This window comes from Robertmurraya sp. DFI.2.37 (assembly GCF_029211245.1).
GTDB lineage: Bacteria > Bacillota > Bacilli > Bacillales > Cytobacillaceae > Robertmurraya > Robertmurraya methanolica_A.
This window is the reverse complement of sequence record NZ_JARGEJ010000799.1, coordinates 1-291: the sequence shown is the minus strand read 5'-3', so window position 1 is coordinate 291 and position 291 is coordinate 1. Positions and strand designations below refer to the sequence as shown.

At 42.6% G+C, this 291-nt stretch carries 1 pseudogene; it reads left to right on the top strand.

Annotated features, from left to right (window positions below):
• Positions 1-33 precede the first annotated feature (33 nt).
• Positions 34-291, top strand: a pseudogene (locus tag PZE06_RS28695) (DHH family phosphoesterase); the annotation flags it as partial.

The following is a 291-nucleotide window of genomic DNA, read 5'->3' as shown; positions in this document are numbered from 1 at the left end:
ATAAACCTTCACTCCTTCGAATCATCTTAGTGATATTGTGTCAAAGATGCAGAAGCTTCACTTCTTGTTAGTACATTAGGGGATGTGAAAGGCCTCCTTGCTTGGGTATTCTTTATTGAAGAAGAGGATCAAATTCGTGTTCGGTTACGTTCGAAAGGACCTGTTATTAACGGCATTGCGAGAAAATTTAATGGGGGTGGGCATCCGCTTGCGGCAGGAGCCTCATTTATTCATGGGATGAAGTTGAGCATGTCATGAAAGAGTTAGAAGAAGCGTGCATCAATTATCGGC